At 65.3% G+C, this 21,725-nt stretch carries 17 protein-coding genes and 1 pseudogene; 12 read left to right on the top strand and 6 right to left on the bottom strand.

Annotated elements, in window-relative coordinates:
- Positions 1-246: 246 nt before the first annotated feature.
- On the top strand, positions 247-1,248 hold the full coding sequence (locus tag ABIB06_RS07375) for a hypothetical protein (protein WP_502916525.1): 1,002 nt from the start codon (positions 247-249) through the stop codon (positions 1,246-1,248).
- Between the two features lie 63 nt (positions 1,249-1,311).
- The gene (locus ABIB06_RS07370) at positions 1,312-1,596 is read left to right on the top strand and encodes a TonB-dependent receptor plug domain-containing protein (RefSeq protein WP_354045295.1); all 285 of its coding nucleotides are present in this window, start codon (positions 1,312-1,314) and stop codon (positions 1,594-1,596) included.
- Between the two features lie 12 nt (positions 1,597-1,608).
- On the opposite strand, the gene ABIB06_RS07365 is transcribed toward ABIB06_RS07370, so the two are convergent.
- Positions 1,609-2,925 carry an alpha/beta hydrolase gene (locus ABIB06_RS07365; protein WP_354045296.1) on the bottom strand — a complete coding sequence of 439 codons (1,317 nt, stop codon included), beginning with the start codon at positions 2,923-2,925 and terminating at the stop codon, positions 1,609-1,611.
- A gap of 307 nt (positions 2,926-3,232) precedes the next feature.
- Between ABIB06_RS07365 and blaBJP the strand changes: the two genes are divergently transcribed.
- Together blaBJP and ABIB06_RS07355 are read left to right on the top strand one after the other, a co-directional pair.
- On the top strand, positions 3,233-4,117 hold the full coding sequence (gene blaBJP / locus ABIB06_RS07360; RefSeq protein ID WP_354045298.1) for a BJP family subclass B3 metallo-beta-lactamase: 885 nt from the start codon (positions 3,233-3,235) through the stop codon (positions 4,115-4,117).
- A 94-nt stretch (positions 4,118-4,211) separates the two neighbouring features.
- A pseudogene (locus ABIB06_RS07355) lies at positions 4,212-4,377 on the top strand (hypothetical protein); the annotation flags it as partial.
- A gap of 7 nt (positions 4,378-4,384) precedes the next feature.
- On the opposite strand, the gene hutU reads toward ABIB06_RS07355, so the two are convergent.
- Genes hutU through hutI form a run of 3 tightly spaced genes read right to left on the bottom strand, consistent with a single transcriptional unit; the run spans position 4,385 to position 8,839 of the window.
- On the bottom strand, positions 4,385-6,055 hold the full coding sequence (gene hutU / locus ABIB06_RS07350; RefSeq protein WP_354045300.1) for a urocanate hydratase: 1,671 nt from the start codon (positions 6,053-6,055) through the stop codon (positions 4,385-4,387).
- A gap of 13 nt (positions 6,056-6,068) precedes the next feature.
- Positions 6,069-7,628, bottom strand: a complete 1,560-nt coding sequence (gene hutH / locus ABIB06_RS07345) for a histidine ammonia-lyase (RefSeq protein WP_354045302.1) — start codon at positions 7,626-7,628, stop codon at positions 6,069-6,071.
- Positions 7,625-8,839 carry an imidazolonepropionase gene (gene hutI, locus ABIB06_RS07340; RefSeq protein WP_354045304.1) on the bottom strand — a complete coding sequence of 405 codons (1,215 nt, stop codon included), beginning with the start codon at positions 8,837-8,839 and terminating at the stop codon, positions 7,625-7,627. Before hutI ends, hutH begins: the two co-directional genes overlap by 4 nt.
- Before the next feature lie 99 nt (positions 8,840-8,938).
- Between hutI and ABIB06_RS07335 the strand changes: the two genes are divergently transcribed.
- From ABIB06_RS07335 to ABIB06_RS07305, 7 genes are all read left to right on the top strand, one after another.
- Entirely contained in the window at positions 8,939-10,297 is a 1,359-nt protein-coding gene (locus ABIB06_RS07335) for a formimidoylglutamate deiminase (protein ID WP_354045306.1), read from the top strand.
- Positions 10,294-11,022: a histidine utilization transcriptional repressor HutC gene (gene hutC / locus ABIB06_RS07330; protein WP_354045308.1), complete on the top strand. Its 729-nt coding sequence runs from the start codon at positions 10,294-10,296 to the stop codon at positions 11,020-11,022. The genes ABIB06_RS07335 and hutC overlap by 4 nt, the downstream gene beginning before the upstream one ends.
- A gap of 106 nt (positions 11,023-11,128) precedes the next feature.
- Complete coding sequence (locus ABIB06_RS07325; protein ID WP_247349620.1) at positions 11,129-12,073, top strand: ABC transporter substrate-binding protein; 945 nt, start codon at positions 11,129-11,131, stop codon at positions 12,071-12,073.
- Positions 12,074-12,145: 72 nt separating this feature from the next.
- Entirely contained in the window at positions 12,146-12,919 is a 774-nt protein-coding gene (locus ABIB06_RS07320; RefSeq protein ID WP_354045599.1) for an ABC transporter permease, read from the top strand.
- Positions 12,916-13,701: an ABC transporter ATP-binding protein gene (locus ABIB06_RS07315; protein ID WP_354045311.1), complete on the top strand. Its 786-nt coding sequence runs from the start codon at positions 12,916-12,918 to the stop codon at positions 13,699-13,701. The genes ABIB06_RS07320 and ABIB06_RS07315 overlap by 4 nt, the downstream gene beginning before the upstream one ends.
- Complete coding sequence (locus ABIB06_RS07310; protein WP_354045313.1) at positions 13,694-14,926, top strand: Zn-dependent hydrolase; 1,233 nt, start codon at positions 13,694-13,696, stop codon at positions 14,924-14,926. The genes ABIB06_RS07315 and ABIB06_RS07310 overlap by 8 nt, the downstream gene beginning before the upstream one ends.
- 977 nt (positions 14,927-15,903) lie before the next feature.
- Positions 15,904-17,043, top strand: coding sequence for an MFS transporter (locus tag ABIB06_RS07305; RefSeq protein WP_354045314.1), 1,140 nt, complete (start codon positions 15,904-15,906; stop codon positions 17,041-17,043).
- 6 nt (positions 17,044-17,049) lie between these two features.
- On the opposite strand, the gene ABIB06_RS07300 is transcribed toward ABIB06_RS07305, so the two are convergent.
- Complete coding sequence (locus tag ABIB06_RS07300; RefSeq protein ID WP_354045316.1) at positions 17,050-18,039, bottom strand: Bug family tripartite tricarboxylate transporter substrate binding protein; 990 nt, start codon at positions 18,037-18,039, stop codon at positions 17,050-17,052.
- 294 nt (positions 18,040-18,333) lie between these two features.
- Here ABIB06_RS07300 and ABIB06_RS07295 point away from each other — a divergent pair, with 294 nt between their 5' ends.
- On the top strand, positions 18,334-21,174 hold the full coding sequence (locus ABIB06_RS07295) for an ATP-binding protein (RefSeq protein ID WP_354068667.1): 2,841 nt from the start codon (positions 18,334-18,336) through the stop codon (positions 21,172-21,174).
- 29 nt (positions 21,175-21,203) lie between these two features.
- Here ABIB06_RS07295 and msrA read toward each other — a convergent pair whose 3' ends face one another.
- Positions 21,204-21,719, bottom strand: a complete 516-nt coding sequence (gene msrA, locus ABIB06_RS07290) for a peptide-methionine (S)-S-oxide reductase MsrA (protein ID WP_354045320.1) — start codon at positions 21,717-21,719, stop codon at positions 21,204-21,206.
- Positions 21,720-21,725: the final 6 nt, after the last annotated feature.

Genomic DNA, 21,725 nt, shown 5'->3' with positions numbered 1-21,725 from the left:
TTCGTGCAGCCAAAGCTTGTCGTCGCCGATGGTATGCGCGAAGGTCACGGTGGGAAGGAAGCGTATTGGCGGGGCTGCACTGAGATTACGGTCACGCGGGCGAAATCACCGCCTGCGCGCGATGAGTGTGGATGTTCTGCAATTGGTCCCACTTACATTGACATCAGTGTGATGGCCGGGGCATTTTTTTACATTGCTGGCGAATCAGCGATTGCCTCAAGCCGAGTACCTCTTGGACAACTCCCAGTGCTTTCGAGACTGATATCGTTGCTGCGCCGCATCCCCGCGGTGAAATGGGCGTTCACGAAGCTTCGGCCGTTGCCTCACGGCGGCAGCATCGACGTCGCGCCTGATAGCGCAGACGCTTCGCCCGCCCTTGTTGCCGAAATTGCAGAAGCCGCTCCGCCTCTTGAGACCAGCATCAGCGCGGAACCGTCGCGCTGCGACGCCGCGGTCGCGGCTCCGGCCACCGAAGACGACACTGCTATCTCTGTCATCGCGGATAGCCCGTCGGCAGCGGCAACCGATGTCGGCGGCAGCGACGATTCATCCCGGGAGACGCCGACGCAGGTCGAGCCAATCGTCGGGCAAGAGGCTTCTCTCTCGCCGGTCGAGATCGAGAGCGAGCCGGTTGATGCGGCTGACCTCACCAGCAACGATCCGCTCACGAGCAACGATCCGCTCACGGAAATCTCGACGGGCGTCGACTTCGTCAACGCGGAGGAGGCTCCGGTCTCGTCTGTCGACGCCGCGATGGAGATCGCACCGGTCCCCGCAAGCGATCCGGCTCCGGCTGCAGCGATCGCCGCGGACGAGTCTGCCGTCCCCACACCGAGCGTCGTCGCGGACGTCGCGCCGGAGCTGGCCCCCGAGGCTCCCGCTCTGGAGATCACCAGCGCGCCGAAGACTCGTGCAAAAATCGCAGAACCCGCCGACCGCGCCGCGCTGATCCGGCAGCGCTGGGCGGAGACCGGGATCAGGATGTGGAATCCGCGGCTTCACGGCGCCGGCGATGCCACGCTGAACATCCAGGGGAGCGTCGGGCTGTTGCCGCCCGCGCCCGGCGAGACGATGCCGCGCTACGACAAGCTGGAATTCAGGATGCTCGGCGGACAGATCGCCTGCGAGGGCGTGATTGTCGAAGCACCCGCGCATGCAAGCCAGCGCAGTTTTACGCGGCTCGCCGAGCCCGGGAAACCCGACCGGGTCCGCGAACCGATGCGGGAACGCCAGTCAGCTCTCGCCTGACCCTTACTTCTCTGCGACGACGCGCCCATATGCTAGGCTGACGTCCTGAATATGGGAGATCGGATGCCCGCAAAATCATTGCGACTGGTCGTGATCGCGGCCCTCTTCGTTTCGCAGGGAGCCTTTGCCGCGTCCGGTAAACGGCCGCAGCATGCGTCCTCTACAGCGCCCGCCACCGATCCGGCCGCACCCTACAAGGCCGACCGGCTCTCTTCCTCGCGCGGAGAGACGATCCTCAACACGCCCGGCCAGACCACCGTGCTGACGCGTCAGGTCCTCGACGACAAGAACGCGACGAGCCTCAAGGACGCCATGCGCTCGACCGCCGGCGTGACGGTCGGGCGTTAGGCTTCTTCGCGTTCAGGGGATCGGATAGCCCTTCCAGACCCACTCCAGCGCCGACGGCAGCGTCTGCGCGATCGTCGGACGGTCGACGTGCTTGGCGTTGCGCACGAACAGGAACTGATAATGATAGCCCTTCTCCGCCAGTACCTTGGCCGTCAGCGCGTTGGACAGGGTCCAGTCGTGCATGCCGTCGGGAATGGTCGGGTTCGGATAGAACAGGTCCTGGTCACCGCCGAAGAACCAGAAGCGGATCGGCTTGGTCGGTGCGGCGACAATCAGCGGTGCGCCAGGCGGCTCAGCCGGCGTGAGCACGCCGGCCTTCGAGATGAGGTTGGGTGTGGCCGGCCCCGTCCATGCGCTGTGATATTCCCAGGCGCCGCCGCGCAGCGACGGATCATACGGCCATTGCTGGTTGACCATGGTCGGCGAGAAGGCCAGCACGCGGTGATAGAGCTCGGGATAGAACCACGCCATGGTGAAGGCTGCCACGCCGCTCGAACTCAGCCCCATGGTCGCACGCCCATCGGGATTTTTAGTCAGCCTGACGTCGGCGTTCTTTTCGACCAGCGGCAGCACTTCACGCTCGACGAACTGCGCGTAGGCACCTGACACCGCGTCATATTCCCGGCCGCGCTGGCTGCCCTGTGCGTCCTGCCCGCCATTGCCGATCTGGATCGTGATCATCGGCGGCACGCGGCGCTGCGCGATCAGATTGTCGAGCGTGGTGCCGAGATCCTTGTAGGCGTTGGAGCCGCCGTCGCCGACCACGATGAACGGCGCCTCGGTGCCGTGCACATATTGCGCCGGCACATAGACGTCGATGGTACGCGACCAGATACCTGGGTGGCTGGTGGTGACGATCATGTGCGACTTATCACCAGGCGCCGTGACGGTCGTCATGATCGAGGAGTTGGTGCAGCCGGCGGCGTCGTCGCGGATCAGGCCGGGATTGTAGATCGTGCTCTCCTTCGACGACAGCGTGAAGGATTTTGTGGTGCCGCGCGGCACGCCCTCCTTTGCGATCGTCTCCGGCGCTGGATTGTGGGTGGGACCGATGATGAAATTGCCCTCAGCCCCCGGTGGCGGCAGCGTTCCGTCAGGCAGCTCGGTCGCGCGCGGGTAGCGGGCATTGGAGGGATCACGCGTCGGAGGCGTCGTCTTGAAGTCGAGACCTGTCGTATCAATGAAGAACGGGGCCGCCTTGTCGGTGCTGTTGGCCCCAGACGGCACAGCCATGTTCTGGGTGACGCAGGCCGGCTGCGAGACGGCAATCGAAGTGAAGGAGACGAGGGAAATCAGCGTCCCCCCAAGGACGGACAACGAATTGGTCATTTCAGCTCCCGGTGCCGACGAGTCTTTCTGGCTCGTCTTGACGCAAAGTATGGCGAGCTGCCTGCGCGCGGTCAAACCCACTTGGCCGCGTTGCAGCAATTGCCGCCATGCTCAAACCGGACAGGCACCGTTATTCCGCGCATGCCACGAAATTTTCCGGACACGTGGCCGTTGCTGCCGCATCTCGCACGACGTAGCTTGCCGGCCGGCCGCGCCGCGCGACGGCCGCGCTCGATCAAAACGACAAGAACACTCTGCAAGAACACTCTGCAAGAACACTCTGCAAGAACACTCTGGGAGACAAACGATGAAGCAGCTCACGGTCGCGCTCTGCGCGCTGGCGTTCCTCGCAACCGGCGCGCAGGCGCAGACCGTCAAGGATTTCATTGCCGCGGTCACCAAGAAATGGACCACGCCATTCGAGCCATTCCAGCTCATCGGCAATATCTACTATGTCGGCACCGATGGTATCGCCGTCTACGTCATCAAGACCTCGCAGGGCCTGATCCTGATGGATACGGCGCTGCCGCAATCGACCGGCATGATCAAGGACAATATTGCGCAGCTCGGTCTCAAGGTCTCTGACATCAAGATCATTCTCAACACACACGCGCATTTCGACCACACCGGCGGCTTCGCCGAGATCAAGAAGGAGACCGGCGCCCAGCTCATCGCCGGCGAACGCGACAAGCCGCTGCTCGAAGGCGGTTACTATCCCGGCGACGAGAAGAACGAGGACCTCGCCTTCCCCGCGGTCAAGGTCGACCGCGCCGTGAAGGAAGGCGACAAGGTCACGCTCGGCGACACCACGCTGACTGCGCATTCAACCCCTGGCCACTCGCCCGGCTGTACGAGCTGGGAGATGACCGTCAAGGACGGCAGTCAGGATCGCGAGGTGCTGTTTTTCTGCAGCGGCACGGTGGCTCTCAACAGGCTGGTCGGCCAGCCGACCCATGCCGGCATTGTCGACGACTACCGCGCGACCTTCGCCAAGGTGAAGGCGATGAAGATCGACGTGCTGCTCGGGCCGCATCCCGAGGTCTATGGCATGCAGGCCAAGCGCGCGGAGATGAAGGACGGCGCACCGAACCCGTTCGTCAAACCCGGCGAACTCGCAACCTACGCAACCAGCCTGTCGGAAGATTTCGACAAGCAGCTTGCCAAGCAGACGGCGGCGCTCGAGAAGAAATAGCGACCGTCTTGCGCTATCTTCACCTCTCCTTCTCTGGGGGAGAGGTGAAGCTGGCATGTCGGCCTCCACCGTTGTCGGTGCGACAATACGTTGCGCCTGCGTCGCCGAGGGCGTCGAGACTCGCGCTCAGCTCGACACCCTGCGCCGGCTGGGATGCGACTTCATCCAGGGCTAAGCCCATGCCTGCCGACGTAATCGACGATCATCTCACAAAGGAACGCCGGCGCCTCGGCGACGCCGGCGCCAAGGTCGTGGCCTGAGTCCCAGCTACTTCGCCAAGCTCGGCAGATCGAGACCCTTGTCGCGGGCGCATTCGATCGCGGTGTCGTAGCCCGCGTCGGCATGGCGCATGACGCCGCTGGCAGGATCGTTCCAGAGCACGCGCGCGATCCGCTTCGCCGCTTCCGGCGTGCCGTCCGCGACGATCACCATGCCGGCATGCTGGGAATAGCCGATGCCGACGCCGCCGCCATGGTGCAGCGAGACCCAGGTCGCGCCGCTGGCGCAATTGAGCAGCGCGTTGAGCAAGGGCCAGTCGGACACGGCGTCCGATCCGTCCTTCATCGCCTCGGTTTCACGGTTGGGGCTCGCCACCGAGCCGCTGTCGAGATGATCGCGGCCGATCACGATGGGTGCCTTCAATTCGCCGCGCGCCACCATCTCGTTGAAGGCGAGGCCCAGGCGATCGCGATCGCCGAGGCCGACCCAGCAGATCCGCGCCGGCAGGCCCTGGAACTTGATCCGCTCCTTGGCCATGTCGAGCCAATTGTGCAGATGCTTGTCGTCAGGCATCAGCTCCTTCACCTTGGCGTCGGTCTTGAAGATATCTTCAGGATCGCCCGACAGCGCGGCCCAGCGGAACGGCCCGACGCCGCGGCAGAACAAGGGACGGATATAGGCGGGAACGAAGCCCGGAAAATCGAAGGCATTCTTCAGGCCCATGTCCTGCGCCATCTGGCGGATGTTGTTGCCGTAGTCGAGCGTCGGAATGCCTTGCGCATAGAAATCCAGCATGGCCTGGACGTGCTCGACCATCGAGGTTTTCGAGGCGCGCTCCACGGTCTTGGGATCGGCGGCGCGCTTGGTCTCCCATTCGGCGAGCGTCCAGCCCTTCGGCAAATAGCCGTTGATCGGATCGTGCGCGCTGGTCTGGTCGGTGACGATGTCGGGCCTGACGCCGCGGCGGACCAGCTCGGGAAAAATCTCCGCGGCATTGCCGAGCAGGCCGACCGAGACCGCCTTCTTCGTCGTCGCCGCCTCCGCCATGATCGCAAGCGCCTCGTCGAGCGTCGCGGCCTGGCGATCGAGATAACCGGTGCGCAGCCGCATCTCGATGCGGCTCGGCTGGCATTCGACCGCCAGCATCGAAGCCCCTGCCATGGTTGCAGCCAGCGGCTGCGCGCCGCCCATGCCACCGAGACCGGCGGTGAGAATCCATTTGCCGGCGAGGCTGCCGCCATAATGGCGGCGTCCGACCTCAACGAAAGTTTCGTAAGTGCCCTGCACGATGCCCTGGCTGCCGATATAGATCCAGGAGCCGGCCGTCATCTGGCCGTACATCATCAGGCCCTTGCGATCGAGCTCGTTGAAATGATCGAGCGTCGCCCAGTGCGGCACGATGTTGGAGTTCGCGATCAGGACACGCGGCGCGTCGGCATGGGTGCGGAACACGCCGACCGGCTTGCCGGACTGGACCAGCAGCGTCTCGTCGGCTTCGAGCTTGCGCAACGCCGCCGTGATCCGGTCAAAGCTCTCCCAGTCGCGCGCGGCGCGGCCGATGCCGCCATAGACGACGAGCTCGCTCGGACGTTCTGCAACGTCCGGATCGAGATTGTTCATGAGCATGCGCAAGGGCGCTTCCGTCAACCAGCTCTTCGCGCTGATTTCGCTGCCGCGGGGCGCGCGGATGGTGCGGTCATTGTCCAGTCGGCGGTTCATGCGGAACACCTCGTCAAGCAAGTGTCGGAAACGGGTCAGTTGAAAGCGCGGCGAGCGCCGCCGCCGGCAGCGCGTCGGCTTCGACCAGCGCTGCAGCCTTGGCGAGATCGCCGGCCATGTAGCGATCGGCACCGAGCGCCTGCACCTGCTCGCGCAGTGCGGCGATCGCGGCAACGAGCGGCGCGCTCGTCGCATGCGGCGCGCGCAGCGCGATACCTTGGGCCGCGACCAAGAGCTCGATGCCGAGAATCGCGGCAAGATTGTCGGCCATGTCCGACAGGCGTCGTGCAGCATGCGCGGCCATCGAGACGTGGTCTTCCTGGTTGGCACTGGTCGGCGTCGAATCGATCGAGCAGGCGGCCGCGCGCTGCTTGTTCTCGGCATAAAGCGCGGCAGCTGTCACCTCGGCGATCATGAAGCCGGAATTGATACCGGGATCTGGAGTCAGGAACGGCGGTAGGCCGAAATTGAGCGCGGGATCGACCAGCGTCGCGATGCGCCGCTCGCTGATCGCGCCGATCTCCGACAGCGCCAGCGCGATGGTGTCCGCCGCAAAGGCGACCGGCTCGGCGTGAAAATTACCGCCGGAGACGATCTCGCCGGTCTCGACCAGCACGAGCGGATTGTCCGTGACGGCATTGGCCTCGACGATCAACGTGCGCGCAGCCTGCGTGATCAGGTCGAGCGCCGCGCCCGCGACCTGTGGCTGGCAGCGCAGGCAATAGGGATCCTGCACGCGCTCGTCGCCTTCGAGATGCGACAGGCGGATGTCGCTGCCGTCGAGCAGCGCCATCAAGGTTGCCGCAGCCGCGATCTGTCCGGAATGGCCGCGCAGCGCCTGGATCTCGGGGCGGAACGGCGCCGTCGAGGCCATCGCCGCATCAACCGACAGCGCGCCGGTGACGAGCGCGGCGCGAGCCAGGCGAAATGCGCGCAGCACGCCAGCGACGGCATAGGCGGTCGAGAACTGCGTACCGTTGATCAGTGCGAGCCCTTCCTTGGGACCGAGCGTCAGTGGCGTCAGGCCGGCTGCGCCGAGCGCGTCGCTGCCCGATACGGTCTTGCCGTCGACGATCGCCTGCCCTTCGCCGATCATCACAGCGGTCATGTGTGCGAGCGGCGCGAGATCGCCGGAAGCGCCGACCGAACCCTGCTGCGGCACCAGCGGATAGACGCGCCGCGCCAGCATGGACTGCAACTGCTCGATCACCTCGCGGCGCACGCCGGAGGCGCCACGCCCGAGCGAGATGATCTTCAGCGCCATCATCAGCCGGACGATCGGCTCAGGCGTCGCCAGGCCGACGCCGCAGCAATGCGAGACGATGAGGTTACGCTGAAGCAGCGCGGTCTGGTCCGGCGGAATCCGCTTCGACGCCAGCTTCCCGAAGCCGGTGTTGATGCCATAGACGGGAACGTCGGATAGTGCGGCCCTTGCAACGATCTCCGCGGCCGTGTCGACGCGCGGCCAGAACGAGGGATCGAGCACCACGGATTGCCCTGCAAGCACGCGCGCGAGATCATCGAGGCTGACCGTTCCCGGCTTGACAACGATCGGCGCGCCTTGCTCCGTCATTGCCCCCTCCATATTCGACGATGCAGCGGATTGAAGCCGATGCGATAGACGAGCTCGGCGGGGCGCTCGATGTCCCAGATCGCGAGATCGCACCATTTTCCGGCCTCTAACGTGCCGGTCTCCTCCAGCACGCCGAGCGCTCGCGCGCCTTCGCGGGTGACACCGGCCAGGCACTCGGCCACCGTCATCCGGAATAGCGTCGCGCCCATGTTCATGGCGAGCAGGAGCGAAGTCAGCGGCGAGCTGCCCGGATTGCAGTCGGTCGCCAGCGCCATGGGGACGCCGTGCTTGCGGAACGCCTCGACCGGCGGTTTTTGCGTCTCGCGAATGAAGTAGAAGGCGCCGGGCAGCAGCACGGCCACCGTTTTGGCTTTTGCCATCGCGGCGGCACCGGCTTGGTCGGTGTGCTCGAGGTGATCGGCCGACAGCGCCGAGAATTTTGCGGCGAGCGCAGCACCGCCGAGGTTCGAGAGCTGGTCGGCATGCAGCTTGACCGGCAGTGCAAGCCGCCTCGCCGTCTCGAACACACGCGCCGTCTGCTCACCGGAAAATGCGATACCCTCCATGAAGGCATCGACGGCATCAGCCAGGCCAGCCTTTGCGACTGCCGGCAACATCTCCTTGCAGACGAGATCGATGTAACGATCCCTGTCGCTCTCCGCCTCTGGCGGCAGCGCATGCGCGCCGAGGAAGGAGGTGCGGATCGCAACCGGCCGCTGACGGCCGAGGGTGCGCGCGGCGGCCAGCTGCCGCATCTCGGTCTCGATGTCCAACCCGTAGCCGGACTTGATCTCGACCGTGGTTGCGCCCTCGCCAATCAGCGCATCGAGCCGCGGCAGCGCGCCCGCGACGAGCTCGGCCTCGCTCGCCTTGCGCGTCGCGGCCACCGTCGAGACGATGCCGCCGCCGGCGCGCGCGATCTCCTCGTAGCTCGCGCCTTTCAGGCGCAGCTCGAATTCGTGGGCGCGATTGCCGCCATAGACCAGATGGGTGTGGCAATCGACGAGGCCGGGCGTGATCCATCGCCCCTCGCAGTCGATGCGTTCGGCTGCATCGGCATCCGCCGAAAAATCGGTCTGCGCACCTGCATAGACGATACGGCCGTCGCGCGCGGCGATCACACTTTGCTCGATCTCGCCGAGATCGGGACGGTCGGCCCGCATCGTGGCGAGGCGGACGTTGTGCCAGATCCGGTCGAAGCGCTCTGCCATGCAACTGTCCCTTCGCGGATGTCCCTGCGCCCTGGGATGCTTGACTTATATGTCTAGACATATAATCGTGTCGCGGTTCTGTCCAGCCGGCGTGTAATCATGACCCGACTGCATTTCGCCTCCGCGCTCCTGCCCTCGGGCTGGGCCAATGACGTGCAGGTGGTGATCACCGCCGGCGCGATCGCCGAGGTGACGCCGGGCGTGGCCCCGGCCTCCGGCGACGAACGCCACGAAATCGCGCTTCCGGGACTTGCGAGCCTGCACAGCCACGCGTTCCAGCGCGGCATGGCGGGACTTGCAGAAATGCGCGGCGACAGTACCGACACCTTCTGGACCTGGCGCGAGACGATGTACCGCTTCGCGCTGGCGATGACGCCGGATGACGTCGCCGCCGTCGCGACGCTGCTTTATGTCGAGATGCTGGAGCAGGGTTTTACCCGCGTCGGCGAATTCCATTATCTGCATCACGATCGCGACGGCTCGCGTTACGCCGACCCCGGAGAAATGGCCGCACGCATTGCGCAGGCCGCCGAAGCCTCGGGCATTGCGTTGACGCTGCTACCGAGTTTTTACGCGCATGGTGGCTTCGGCGGCGCCGCGCCGCATGCCGGTCAGCGCCGCTTCATCTGTACGGTCGATCAGTTCGCTGATTTGACGAGCGCCTCGCGCAAGGCGATCGCAACATTGCCCGGCGCGAATATCGGCATCGCTCCGCACAGTTTGCGCGCGGTGACGCCGGACGAGCTTGCAGCGATCATTCCGCTTGCTGAGGGCGGACCGGTGCACATTCACGCCGCCGAGCAGGTGAAGGAGGTCGAGGATTGCCTGGCCTGGTCCGGACAGCGTCCGGTGCAATGGCTGCTGAAACACGCGCCCGTCGATCAGCGCTGGTGCCTCATCCACGCCACCCACACGACGAATGAAGAAGTCACTGCATTCACCAAGGCCGGCGCGGTCGCCGGCCTCTGCCCCATCACCGAGGCAAGCCTCGGCGATGGCATCTTTCCGGCGCGCGAATTTCTCGATGCCGGCGGCGCCTTCGGTGTAGGCACCGATTCCAATGTGCTCGTCGGCGCCGCCGACGAGCTGCGCCAGCTCGAATACGGTCAGCGGCTCAAGCACCGCGAGCGCAACGTGCTCTCCGCTGGCGCAGGCCGCTCGACGGGACGCGCCCTGTTCGATCATGCGCTCGCCGGTGGTGCGCGGGCGCTGGCGCAGACGTCAGTCGGCCTCACGCCAGGTGCACGCGCCGACATCGTCACGCTCGACACCACGCATCCCTCGCTGGCGGGGCGCGCGCGCGACGCCGCCATCGACGGCTGGATCTTTGCCGCGGGCAGCGGTGCAATCGATTGCGTCTGGGCCGGTGGCGACAAGGTCGTCGAGGGCGGCCGGCACAGACTGCGGCAGGTCGCACGCGACCACTTCAACGCGTCTGTGCGGAGGCTCGTGGCATGAGCCTCGCCACTGATGCAGCGGAGCAGCCGTCGCTCTACAAACGGATCCGCGCCGATATCGAGAAGCGTATCCTGACCGGCGAGTGGCCACCAGGGCATCGCATTCCGTTCGAGCACGAACTGGTCGCGCGTTACGGCTGCTCGCGCATGACCGTAAACAAGGCGCTGTCGGAGCTCGCGCAAGCCGGCCTGATCGAGCGGCGGCGACGTGCCGGCTCCTTCGTCCGCCGGCCGCAACACCAATCTGCCGTGCTCAAGATCGCCGACATCCGCGCCGAGATCACTGCGCTCGGCCGCGGCTACGGCTACGAGCTGATCGGCCGCAAGCTGCGCGCTGCGACCGCTGCCGACCGCGAGCGTCTTGGCGTCAAGAAGGCCGGCAAGGTGGTTGCGATCACCTGCCGGCACAGCGCCGACAACGTGCCCTTTGCGGTCGAGGACAGGTTGATCGATCTTGCGTCGGTGCCGGATGCGGCGACCGCGGATTTCTCGCGCGAGCCGCCCGGCTCGTGGCTGCTCCACCATGTTCCATGGACAGAGGCCGAGCATACGATCAGCGCCATCGTTGCGGACGATCGCACGGCGGAAGCGCTCGACATCGCCCTCGGCGCGCCCTGCCTCGTGATCGACCGCTATACCTGGCGCAGCGCGCGTACGATCACCGCTGTGAGGCTGCTCTATCCCGGTGACTCTCACCGCCTTGTCGCCCGATTCAAGGGAGGCTGAGAGAGCGATGTCGGCACAAATCGTGCAACGCTTCGGGCAACGGTCCACAGGGGCCGACAGTGATCAACAGGACGTCAATCCATCGATCGGCAAGAGGACGACAATCATGCGTAGTTCGAAACTTTTCGCGACAATCATTGCGCTTACGGCCTCCACTCCCGTGCTCGCCGACGACATCAAGGTCGGCGTCGGCATCTCCGGATGGACCGGCTTCGCACCGCTGACGCTGGCGAAGGAAGCCGGCATCTTCAAGAAGAACGGTCTGGACGTCACCATCAAGAAGATTCCGCAGAAGGACCGCCATCTCGCGATCGCCTCCGGTGACGTCCAGTGCGCGGCGACCACCGTCGAGACCTGGATCTCCTGGAACGCCAACGGCGTCGCGACCAAGCAGATCTTCCAGCTCGACAAGAGCTTTGGTGCCGACGGCATGGCCGTGCGCAACGATCTCGCCGCGATCAAGGACCTGAAGGGCAAGACGGTTGCTGCTTCCGCGCCCGGCACCTCGCCCTATTTCGCGCTGGCCTGGATGCTCAAGAAGAACGGCTTGTCGGTGAAGGACGTCACCGTCGTGAACCTCGAGCCGGCCGCTGCCGCTCAAGCCTTCGTCTCCGGCCAGAACGACGCCGCGATGACCTACGAGCCGTATCTGTCGACGGTTCGTGCCGCGCCCGACAAGGGCAAGATCATCGCGACCACGCTCGACTACCCGATCGTCATGGACACGTTCGGCTGCACGCCGAAATTCCTCACCGAGAACCCGAAGGCGGCCAAGGCGCTCGCCGACAGCTATTTCGAGGCCCTCGACATGATCGCCAAGGATCAGGCCAAGGCCTACGAGATCATGGGCGCCGACGTGAAGCAGAGCGGCGAGGCGTTCGGCAACTCGGCAAAGTATCTGCGCTGGCAGGACAAGGCCGCGAACCAGAAATTCTTCGCCGGCGATTTCCTGACCTTCAACAAGGAGGCCGCCGACCTCCTGCTCGAGATCGGCATCATCAAGGCCGCGCCGAAGGTGGAGGACCTCTTCGACGCGAGCTACATCAAGTAAACCTCCCAAAAGCCGCCGGCCCCGTCTCTCGGCGGGGCCGGTAAACTTGTTCACCGCTCGGATAGACCATTGATGCGTCCCCTCGATCCCGTGACGTCAAAGCAGCGCGTGGCTTACGGCCTTGCGTTCTTCGTGGTGTTCGTTGCCCTCTGGTCCTGGGCGACCTTCGGCGGCCACGTGTCGAAAGTGTTCCTCGCCAACCCGCTCACCATGGTGCAGGAAGGCGTCGATCTGATCGCCAAACAGGGCTTCCTGTTCGATATCGGCATGACGATCTGGCGCGTCGTCGGCGGCTTCGCGCTGGCCGCAATCATCGCGGTGCCGTTCGGCGTGGTGATGGGCGCGTACAAGCCGGTCGAGGCGTTCCTCGAGCCATTCGTTTCCTTTGCACGCTATCTGCCGGCGTCCGCGTTCATCCCGCTCCTGATCCTGTGGGCCGGCATCGGCGAACTGCAAAAGCTGCTCGTCATCTTCATCGGCTCGGTGTTCCAGATCATCCTGATGATCGCGGTGACCGTCGGCACGACGCGGCGCGATCTGGTCGAGGCGGCCTATACGTTAGGGGCCAGCGACCGCGGCATCATCCGCCGCGTGCTGTTGCCCTCCTCCGCACCGGAGATCGCCGAGATCCTGCGGCTGGTGCTGGGCTGGGCCTGGACCTATGTCATCGTCGCCGAACTGATCGGCTCCTCCTCCGGCATCGGCCACATGATCACCGACAGCCAGGCGCTGCTCAACACCGGCCAGATCATCTTCGGCATCATCGTGATCGGACTGATCGGCCTCGTCTCGGACTTCCTGTTCAAGGCGTTCAACGGGTGGCTGTTTCCCTGGAGGCTCGCATGACGACCCTCAAGATCGAACGGGTCTCGCGAACCTTTCCCGCGCGCCACGGCAACGCACCGACCAGGGCGCTGGAGCCGACCGATCTTGTGATCGGCAACAACGACTTCGTCACCATCCTCGGCCCCTCCGGCTGCGGCAAGTCCACGCTGCTTCGCATCGTCGCCGGCCTCGATCGCCCGACCGGCGGACGCGTGGTGCTCGACGGACGCGAGGTGACCGGCCCGGGTGCCGACCGCGGCATGGTGTTCCAGTCCTACACGCTGTTTCCCTGGCTGACCGTACGCGAGAACATCGCCTTCGGCCTGCGCGAGCGTGGCGTGTCCGAGGCGGAGCGCCACAAGATCGCCGATACCTTCATCCGCCAGGTCGGGCTGTCCGGTTTCGAGAACCATTGGCCGAAACAGCTCTCCGGCGGCATGCAGCAGCGCACCGCGATCGCCCGTGCGCTCGCCAACGATCCGAAGATCCTGCTGCTCGACGAGCCCTTCGGCGCGCTCGACAACCAGACCCGCGCCTTGATGCAGGAAATGCTGCTCGGGATCTGGGAGCGCGACCAGAAGACCGTGCTGTTCGTGACCCACGACATCGAGGAAGCGATCTTCCTCGGCAGCCGCGTCATCGTCATGAGCGCACGCCCCGGCCGCATCAAGGCCGAGATCAATGTGGACCTGCCGCATCCGCGCTCCTACAAGATCAAGACCACGCCCGAATTCGTCCAGCTGAAGGAACGGCTGGTCGAGGAGATCCGTACCGAGGCGCTGAAGGTTGCCGAACATGCCTGACACTTTCTCGCGCGCAAACGGCGAACGCGTTCTCGCCGACCTCAATGCGCTCCGCGCCATCGGAGCCTACAAGACCGGGGTGCACAAGCCGACCTTCTCCGAGCCGCACAGGCTTTCGCTGGACTGGCTGGTGCAGAAGCTGCCCGACGCGGGCCTCACCGCCGCCATTGACGGCATCGGCAATGTCTTCGGCAGCAGCGCAAAGCGCGGACCGAAGCTGCTGGCGGGATCGCACCTGGAAAGCCAGAACTACGCCGGCTGGCTCGATGGCCCGCTCGGTGTCGTCTACGCGCTCGAAGCGGCCCGCGTGCTCAATGCCGATCCCTCGGCCAGCGGCGTGGTCGAAGTTGCCGCCTGGTGCGACGAGGAAGGACACTTCGGGCACTTCCTCGGTTCGCGCTCCTATGTCGGGCAAGTGACCGAGGCCGATATTGACGCGGCTCGCGACCGCACCAGCGGCCGCACCATGCGCGATGCGCTCGCCGACGTGGGGCTCGCAGGACGATCGCGCATCACCGCCGAGCCGGGCCGGCACGTCGGATATCTGGAAGCGCATATCGAACAGGGCGATACGCTCGAGAGCGGCCGGCTTGCGGTCGGCGTCGTCACCTCCATCGTCGGCATCTGGCAATACCAGATCAATTTTGTCGGTGAGCAGAACCACGCCGGCACCACCCGCATGGCGGCGCGGAAGGATGCGGGCCTCGCGCTCGCAAAATTCTGCGTGGCGATCGACGAGCGTTTTCCTGCCGCGTGCGGTCTTCGCACGGTCTGGACCACCGGCCGCATCACGCTCGATCCCGGCGCGCCCAGCATCATCCCCGGAGGCGCGGAGATGCTGTTCCAGATCCGTGACGACGATCCTTCCGTCATCGCACGGCTGGAAGAACTGCTGCGGAGCATGGCGGATGAATTCAGCGCGAACGGCCCCTGCACCGTCACCGTGGAAAAGCTGCGCACCGGTGCACCCGCCATGATGAACCCCGGCATTCAGGACGCGATCGAGGCCGCGAGCAAGGCGCTGGCCGACGGACGGTCCGTCCGCATGCCCAGCGGCGCCGGCCACGACGCGCAGATGCTGGCGACCGTCATGCCCGCGGGCATGTTGTTCGTACCGTCGATCGGCGGCATCAGCCATCACTGGACCGAAAACACCGCCGACGCTGACATCGTCACGGGCGCGCAGGTGTTTGTCGACGCTTGCCGGAGGATACTCGGCGGCTAGAACGACGTGCCGCCGCCCACTCTCATGTCCCGGACGCGCCGCAGCTCTTGCGCTGCTGCGCAGAGCCGCGACCCAGGGCGACACGGACTGCTCGGAGACATGGGCCCCGGCTCTGCAGCGCACCGTCGAAGGGACGCTGCGCTGCGTCCGGAGCACAGGAGCGGTTCTTCTTCGCATTCATCTTTGCCTTCCCAGTCACACCTTCGCAGCCTCGCGGCGCAATTCGCCCGAGCTTTGCTTCGTCGCTCCACCCTCTTGTCCAGGAGGGCGCAGGGAAGGCCGGGTGCCGGCTGGCACCCGCGGTCCGCTGCGCGAAAGGTAGCGCAAGGAAACCGCACAGCAGCATACAGGTGTAGCCAAATCACTCGGCCTTCCCTGCGCAGTGGCTTTACGGCTTATGCCGTGCTCTCCCGGGAGCCGAGTTCGTTTTGGCCTCCCTCGTCTTCACGAAAGTCGCGGACACCGCGCCGGTTGACGCAAGTGCCGCATCCGCAAAGGCTTGACCGTAGCAACGACGGCCAGGACCACACGGTTTTGCCGTACGCACGGTTCGCTGCTCGCCGCATTATCTCCCGGCGTTGTCGACATTGCCGGAAGAATACTGGCGAGACGAACCTGACAGCGCCGCTCGTCGACACGAAGCCTCAGGCTCACGGAGAGCAATCCGCCCTACCCGCACTTTCGCACCCGACGCTGTCGCGTCCACCGCAAGCCCGGCTCTACGACCATCACGACACATGGTCGCCCCCAAGGGTGAGCCGGGATGGGCGACACATACGCCAATTCCGAATTTCGGTAAAGTGGAATATTTTCGCGCTGGCGGATTGACAGGGGAGCGACACAGGGCACAAAGCCTTGCGCGTCCACTTGCAGCTGGCGACGGCTGCCTGCGACAATTCGGGCACGCTGCGGACATAAAGGCGCGGCAATCGCAGGGCTTGTCGATTCACCCCAGCCCCGCTTCCCCCGGAGTTCCCATGCCTTCTGCCGACACGCCGGCGACACGCCTTGCGACCAGGCTTGCCTTCCTCGTCGCGGGCTTCGGCATCGCGTGCTGGGCACCGCTGGTACCGTTCGCGAAGGCGCGGCTCGCCGTCGATGACGGCATCCTCGGACTGCTCCTGCTCAGCCTCGGCATCGGCTCGGTCGTCGCGATGCTCCTGACCGGCATCATGAGCGCACGCCATGGCAGCAAGCCGATCATCATTGCGGGCGGGCTCGGTCTCGCTTTCGTCCTGCCCCTGCTGGCAATCGCGAGCGCGCCCGCGACGCTGGCGCTGGCACTGTTCGCATTCGGCGCCGCGCTCGGCTCCATCGACGTCGCCATGAACATCCACGCGGTGGAGGTGGAACGCGCCGCGGGACGTCCGCTGATGTCCGGCTTCCACGCGCTGTTCAGCATCGGCGGCTTTGCCGGGGCCGCGCTGATGACCGCGCTGCTCTCGCTGCGACTCGGTGCGCTCGCTTGCACGCTGATCTGCTCCGTCCTGATGCTGATCGCAATGCTGGCGACCTGGCCGCGCCTGCTTCGCTCCGTGCAGGTGCAGGAGGGGCCTCTGTTCGTGCTGCCGCATGGCTCCGTGCTCCTGCTCGCGCTGCTTTGCGCCATCACCTTCCTCGTCGAAGGCGCGATGCTCGATTGGGGCGCGCTACTCGTCATCGGCGCGGGCCTCGTCTCCGAAGCGCAAGGCGGGATCGGCTACATCGTGTTCTCGATCGCAATGACGATGGGGCGGCTCGGCGGCGACGCCGTCGTCGCGCGCATCGGAGACCGCACGACATTGGTCTGGGGCAGCCTCATTGCGATCGCGGGCTTCGCGGTCCTGCTCACGGCTCCCGTAGCAGTGGTCGGCGTCGGCGGCTTCCTGCTGATCGGCCTCGGCGCATCAAACCTCGTGCCGGTGCTGTTCCGCCGGGCGGCGAGGCAGAAGGTGATGCCCACGGGGCTCGCCGTCGCGGCGATCACGACCGCCGGCTACGCCGGCGTCCTCGTCGGTCCCGCCGGTGTCGGGTTCGTCGCACGTCTTGGCGGATTGCCGATGGCGTTCTGGCTCCTGGCTGCGCTGATGGGCCTCGTCACGCTGTCGGCGCGCATTGTTACGCGCACAGACGGCTGAGCGGCCTCACAAATTGCTCAGCCCGATTGATTTGATCACGGGCGCCAGGCTTGCGGATGTGGCCTCGACGATGCGCTGGAATTTGTCGGGGCTTGAATCGTTGTCCGGCTCCATGCCCTGGGCGCGATAGCTCGCCAGAAGCGCCGGATCGGACATGGCCAGCCGCGTGGCCTGCGCGATCCGGTCGATGATGGCATCGTCGGTGTGCTTGGGTGCAAAGATGCCGAACCATCCCTCATAGCGAAGATCCGGCATGCCGGATTCGACGGCAGTCGGAATCTCCGGTGCACCGCTCAGCCGCCTTTCGGTGGTGACCGCCAGCAGCCTGACCTTCCCGGCCTCGCTCAGCTCCTTCAATTGGACGGACATCACGCCAATGATGAGCGAGATCTGGCCGCTGACGAGGTCGTTGGCCGCCTGCGACATCCCCCGATAGGGCACGTGGACGATATCCAATGCGCCCGCCTGCTGCTTGAAGGATTCGCCGACCAGATGGTTTCCGGTGGCGATGCCGGGCGTCCCGTAGGACAGCTTTCCCGGATTGGCCTTTGCGTAGGCGATCAACTCGCGCAGATTTGCGGCAGGCAACGACGGATGGACGGCGAAGACCAGCGCAGTGCTGATCAGACGGTAGATGGCGCGGAAATCGTCAACGGAATAGCCGGGATTTGCCGAGGTCAGGGGAATGATGACCTGCGTGCTGCCGTTGCCGAGCAGCAGCGAGTAGCCGTCGGGCTCCTCGCGCGCAACCGCGGCAGTCCCGATCGCGCCGCCGGCACCGCCGATATAGTCGACGAAGGTCGGCCCGAGCAGCGATGACATCTTGTCGACCCAGGGACGCCCGATCTGGTCCCCCGCTCCGCCGGCCCCGTACGGATGCACGAGACGAATGGGACGAGACGGGTAGTCGGCGGCTTGTCCGCTGCGGGGAAGCGCAGCTAGCGCTGCTGCGCCCGGTAACGCATGCACGAATTGTCGCCGCGTGAAGGAAGGCATGTTCAAATTCCGGAAGTCGGCAGTCAATGTGTGGCGGGACCGGCTCCCGGCCCTGCCATCGCAGCAATCCGCGCCCACAGTCAATGCGACATCCGGATCAGCCCCGGCATCATGGCATAGTCACGTGGGCCTAACTCTTTGCTTTGCAAGCATTATTTTGGCACTACAGCCCACCTAAACCGTCCGCGCAGGGCTTTCAGCCCTGCCCACTGCTTTCCGCCGGTTTACTGTACGCCTCGTTCTGATAGATCAGAAAGAAATACCTTTTGACTCCCTTCGAGGGGGCGATGGCGCGTGCCAGATCGTAACGAAGACTCGGCCATTTCCTTTGGGCCATTTCGACTGTTTCCGAAGTCCCGGCTCTTGGAGAAGGAGGGCTCGCCGCTTCATGTCGGCGGCCGCGCGCTCGACATTCTGATCTTCCTTGCCGGACGCCCCGGTGAAGTCGTCGACAAGAGAGAGCTGGTCAAGCGCATTTGGGCTGACGTCAATGTCGACGAGGGCAGCCTGCGCTTCCATATCGCGGCGCTGCGCAAGGCGCTCGGCGACACCGGCAAGTCGGCCCGTTATGTCGTCAACGTGCCCGGCCGTGGCTATTGCTTTGTCGCCTCGTTCGCTCAACCGGCCCCGCCGGCCGCCCCTCCCCCGGCCGAAATCGCTGCTCCCCACTCTCTGCCCGCTCAGCTTACCAAGATGGTCGGCCGGGAAGACGTCATCGAGAAAATCTCGAACGGACTTTCGCTCTATCGCTTCATGACCGTGGTCGGACCGGGCGGCATCGGCAAGACCGCGGTCGCCGTCACCGTCGGGCATCGCCGCTCCCAGGATTTCGGCGGACGTGTCTTCTTTGTCGATTTCGGCCCGCTGAGGGATGCCAGCCACATCGCTACCACCATTGCTTCGGCGCTCGGACTGACCATCAGTGCGGAGGATCCGACGCCGGCCCTGCTGACATTTCTGAAGACCGGCCCGGCCCTGCTGATCTTCGACAGTTGCGAACATGTGCTGGATAATCTGGCGCCGCTGGTCGAGCGCATCGTTCGCGAGGCGCCGCAGCTTCGTGTTCTCGCAACCAGCCGCGAATCGTTCCGGAGCGAAGGCGAGCGGATTTTCCGGCTATTCCCGCTGGATTGTCCGCCCGAGCGCGAAGGGCTTGCTGTCGCCGAGGTGCTTGCCTACCCCGCCGCTCAACTCTTCGTGGAGCGTATCGCGCAGAGTTCGGGTCCGTTCCAGCTCAGCGCGGAAGAGGCGCCCCTCGTCGCAAACATCTGCCGGCGTCTCGACGGCATCGCGCTGGCGATCGAGCTCGCGGCGGGCCGCGTCAATGCTTACGGCATCGCCGGCACGGCATCCCTGCTCGACAGCCGCTTTTCGCTGCAATGGCGCGGGCGGCGCACCGCCGTGCCGCGGCACCAGACCCTCGCCGCGGCTCTCGACTGGAGCTACGATCTTCTGCCCGCTGCGGAGAGCGCTACGCTACGACGCCTGTCGGTCTTCGCCGGACCTTTCGCGCCGGAGGCGGCTGCCGCCGTCGCGTCCGGTGACGGCGTCACCGCATCGGAGACTCTCGAAGCGATCGACAGCCTAGTGACCAAGTCGCTGATCTCGCCGTCCGGCTCGCGGACGCTGCGTTATCGCCTGCTCGACACCACGCGCACCTATGCGCACGGAAAACTCAACGAGCTCGGCGAAACCAGGCAGTTCGCGCGCCGCCACGCCGAACATTTTCGCGATTTCTTCGGGCGCGCGGCGGCCGACAATTCGACGCCGCTGCCCGAATGGCTGAGCATCTATGGCGCGGAGCTGGATAATGTGCGCGCGGCGTTGGACTGGGCCTTCGGCCCCGACGGCGAGGCGACACTCGGTATCGCGCTGACGGCGGCCGCGGTCACGCTGTGGGTGCGTCTTTCGTTGTTCGCCGAATGCCGTGAGCGCAGCAGAACGGCGCTCGCAGCGCTCGGAGACACCGCCGAGGAAAACCGCATCCGCATGCAGCTCCTGTCGGCGCTCGGCTGGTCGCTGATGTATGGCGAGGGCCGCGCGCGCGAGGCGCGGCCGATCCTCGAGACGACCCTCGAGCTGGCCGACAGGCTCGACGACAAGGATTTCCGGCTGCGCGCGCTCTGGGGCTTGTGCATCGACCAGTTCAACAACGGACAGTTCGGCAAGGCCCGTACGCTCGCCGATCGCTTTGCGAACGCCGCGGCGAACTCGCCCGACAGGACCGATGTCATGCTGGGCGATCGGCTGACGGCCGTCGCGCTGCACTATCTCGGGGACCAGAACGAGGCACGGCTGCGCATCGACCGGGTCAATGCATCGCTGCATGTGCTGGCGGAGAAGCCGAAAATCTTCCCGCTCGACCTCAGGATATCCACGCAATATTTTCGGGCCCGCATTCTGTGGCTTCAGGGCCTGGCCGATCAGGCCCAGGCTCTCACCGCCAGAAACATCGAGGAAGGCCGCGCCAACGGCCACGCGCTGACCTTCTGTAGCGTGTTGGGACAGGCCGCCTGCCCGATCACGTACTGGGCCGGCGATTTCGACGCCGCGGAGCGTCACGGCACTGAGCTGCTCGAACATACCGATCGCCACGCGATCCGGCTGTGGGGGCTGTGGGCACGTGCCTTCAACGCCGCGGTTATCGTCAAGCGAGGCGACGTCGCGACGGGACTGCCGCTGTTGAGTGAAGAGCTCAATCGCGCCGGCGATGCGCGCTTCCTGCCACGGTTTCTTCCCCTGCTCGGCGAGCTCGCCGCATGCTTTTTGGAGGCCGACCAGGTCGATCGCGGCCTCGACGTGATCGAGGATGTCCTGACCCGCTGCAACAACCGGCAGGAACTCTGGTATCTGCCGGAGCTGACCCGTATCAAGGGTGAATTGATGCTCAGGAGCGCGCGGTACGCAGGGGACGCCGAGGCCCATTTTCGCGAGGCCATGGGCATTGCCGTCCAGCAAGGCGCGCGCTTCTGGGAGCTGCGATGCGCGATCAGCCTCGCGCGAACCATGGTCGGGGCCGGCCAGAGCGCGAACGCTCTGGCCGTTCTCGACAATGTCCGCGGGGCCTTTGCCGAGGGCTCAGACTTCGCCGATATGCGCATCGCGCGCGACCTGATCGCGCAATTGCGAACCTGACCGTACGCGCTGACTGCGCTACGACGGGCTCAGCCTCCCGCAGCCGTCGCGCGCCGCGGCAGCTTCCAGTCGGGCCGGATGAAATGGCAGGTGTAGCCGTCAGGGTAACGTTCGAGATAATCCTGATGCTCCGGCTCGGCTTCCCAGAAATCTCCGGCCGGCGCGACCTCCGTCACCACCTTGCCGGGCCACAAGCCGGACGCCTCGACGTCAGCAATCGCGTCTTCAGCGGTCCGCTTCTGTTCGTCGCTCGTATAAAAGATCGCCGAGCGGTAGCTCGTGCCCAAATCGTTGCCCTGACGGTTGAACGTGGTCGGATCGTGGATCTGGAAGAAGAACTCCAGCATGGTCCGGAAGCTGGTCTTGGCGGGATCGAAGACGATCTCGATCGCTTCGGCATGTCCTTCATGATTGCGGTAGGTGGCGTTCTTCACCGCGCCGCCGGTGTAGCCGACGCGAGTCGAGATCACGCCGGGCTGCCTGCGGATCAGATCCTGCATGCCCCAGAAGCAACCTCCGGCCAAAACTGCGCGTTCCGTTGTCATATCTCC

The organism is Bradyrhizobium sp. LB8.2, assembly GCF_040548035.1.
Lineage (GTDB): Bacteria > Pseudomonadota > Alphaproteobacteria > Rhizobiales > Xanthobacteraceae > Bradyrhizobium.
This window is presented reverse-complemented; position numbering and strand designations above follow the sequence as displayed.

Bases quoted from the DNA above. Each gene is read 5' to 3' on its own strand.
- ABIB06_RS07310 (WP_354045313.1), top strand. From the start codon at position 13,694: ATGCCTGACACTTTCTCGCGCGCAAACGGCGAACGCGTTCTCGCCGAC.
- msrA (WP_354045320.1), bottom strand. From the start codon at position 21,719: ATGACAACGGAACGCGCAGTTTTGGCCGGAGGTTGCTTCTGGGGCATG.
- ABIB06_RS07325 (WP_247349620.1), top strand. From the start codon at position 11,129: ATGCGTAGTTCGAAACTTTTCGCGACAATCATTGCGCTTACGGCCTCC.
- hutU (WP_354045300.1), bottom strand. From the start codon at position 6,055: ATGAACCGCCGACTGGACAATGACCGCACCATCCGCGCGCCCCGCGGC.
- ABIB06_RS07320 (WP_354045599.1), top strand. From the start codon at position 12,146: ATGCGTCCCCTCGATCCCGTGACGTCAAAGCAGCGCGTGGCTTACGGC.
- ABIB06_RS07300 (WP_354045316.1), bottom strand. From the start codon at position 18,039: ATGCCTTCCTTCACGCGGCGACAATTCGTGCATGCGTTACCGGGCGCA.
- blaBJP (WP_354045298.1), top strand. From the start codon at position 3,233: ATGAAGCAGCTCACGGTCGCGCTCTGCGCGCTGGCGTTCCTCGCAACC.
- hutI (WP_354045304.1), bottom strand. From the start codon at position 8,839: ATGGCAGAGCGCTTCGACCGGATCTGGCACAACGTCCGCCTCGCCACG.
- hutH (WP_354045302.1), bottom strand. From the start codon at position 7,628: ATGACGGAGCAAGGCGCGCCGATCGTTGTCAAGCCGGGAACGGTCAGC.
- ABIB06_RS07305 (WP_354045314.1), top strand. From the start codon at position 15,904: ATGCCTTCTGCCGACACGCCGGCGACACGCCTTGCGACCAGGCTTGCC.
- ABIB06_RS07335 (WP_354045306.1), top strand. From the start codon at position 8,939: ATGACCCGACTGCATTTCGCCTCCGCGCTCCTGCCCTCGGGCTGGGCC.
- ABIB06_RS07365 (WP_354045296.1), bottom strand. From the start codon at position 2,925: ATGACCAATTCGTTGTCCGTCCTTGGGGGGACGCTGATTTCCCTCGTC.
- ABIB06_RS07315 (WP_354045311.1), top strand. From the start codon at position 12,916: ATGACGACCCTCAAGATCGAACGGGTCTCGCGAACCTTTCCCGCGCGC.
- ABIB06_RS07370 (WP_354045295.1), top strand. From the start codon at position 1,312: ATGCCCGCAAAATCATTGCGACTGGTCGTGATCGCGGCCCTCTTCGTT.
- hutC (WP_354045308.1), top strand. From the start codon at position 10,294: ATGAGCCTCGCCACTGATGCAGCGGAGCAGCCGTCGCTCTACAAACGG.